Here is a 721-nt window from a genome sequence, read left to right on the forward strand (position 1 = left end):
GCCGCGTACTCGGCCCAGCCGCCCATGGGTGGATGGCCCACCACCCGGCTGCCGGCCGGTGGGCCCGAGCCGTCGGCGGCGGCCTGCACGACCAGTCCTGCGACGTCCTTGCCCGGCTGCAGACCGGGCTCCGGCCTTTCCAGCAGGAATGTCTCTCCGCGATTCGGGGAGAACGCCTCAACCTTGATCAGCACCTCGTCCGGGGCGGGCACGGGCTGTGCGGCCTGGGCGAACTCCACCGGCCGCGAGGCATCTCCCGTAGGGGTCAATCTACGCATGCGGCTATGAAAGCGGCAGGCGGGTCACCTGAGCCAACAACGGACGCGAGGAGCCGACAACCATAGGTTGTCGCCTATGGTGACAGCCGTGGACTTGGACCTGGCGCAGGTGCGCGCGTTCGTACAGGCGGCAGAAGGGCTGCACTTCGGCCACGCGGCCGAGGAATTGTCGATCTCCCAGCAGGCCCTGTCCAAACGGATCGCCCGCCTGGAGTCCACGCTCGGCAGGCGCCTGCTCGACCGCGGCGGCCAGGGGGTACGCCTCACCGAGGCCGGCCAGCGTTTCTTGGAGCCCGCCCGGCAGGCGCTGGCCGCAGCCGACCTGGCCGTGGCGGCTGTGCTGGACACGCACCGCCCGTTGCGGATCGACGTGTGGGGCCACCTGTACGCGCCCATGCGCACCCTGGCCCAGGTGGCGACCGGCGAGCCGCGGCTGGAACTGG

At 71.2% G+C, this 721-nt stretch carries 2 protein-coding genes; one reads left to right on the plus strand and one right to left on the minus strand.

The features are described 5' to 3' along the window. Nucleotides 1–278, minus strand: a 278-nt coding sequence (locus KME80_RS49800) for an alcohol dehydrogenase catalytic domain-containing protein (protein ID WP_372455468.1), incomplete at its 3' end; no start/stop codon positions are given. Nucleotides 279–366: 88 nt separating this feature from the next. Between KME80_RS49800 and KME80_RS49805 the strand changes: the two genes are divergently transcribed. Beyond that, a partial coding sequence (locus KME80_RS49805) for a LysR family transcriptional regulator (RefSeq protein WP_219520119.1) occupies nucleotides 367–721 on the plus strand: 355 nt, incomplete at its 3' end.

The organism is Nonomuraea ceibae, assembly GCF_019396325.1.
Lineage (GTDB): Bacteria > Actinomycetota > Actinomycetes > Streptosporangiales > Streptosporangiaceae > Nonomuraea > Nonomuraea ceibae.